We start from the raw sequence: 246 nt of genomic DNA, 5'->3' as shown, positions 1-246 counted from the left end.
CTCGGCTTCGAAAAGCCATCGCCGATTTGACGCTGGACAAGCTGATCTTGCAGGAGGCGTCCCGGGGAAGACGTCTCGAGCCCCGCGCGCCGACGCGCCTGTGTCGAGCACATCATGCGGACGATGAACATCTCCGAGCGCCGTGCCTGTCGGGCGCTCGGTCAGCATCGCTCGACACAGCGCAAGGTGCCGCGGGGCCGCGATGATGAAGAGGCGCTGACAGCCGATCTCGTGGCGTTGGCCGAG

Annotated in this window: 1 pseudogene; it reads left to right on the top strand. The window is 66.3% G+C overall.

The features are described 5' to 3' along the window. Positions 1-246, top strand: a pseudogene (locus FV222_RS29200) (IS3 family transposase); the annotation flags it as partial.

This window comes from Methylobacterium sp. WL103, from assembly GCF_008039885.1.
GTDB lineage: Bacteria > Pseudomonadota > Alphaproteobacteria > Rhizobiales > Beijerinckiaceae > Methylobacterium > Methylobacterium cerastii.
Note: the sequence above shows the minus strand (reverse complement) of the source record. Positions and strands in the feature narration are given on the sequence as shown.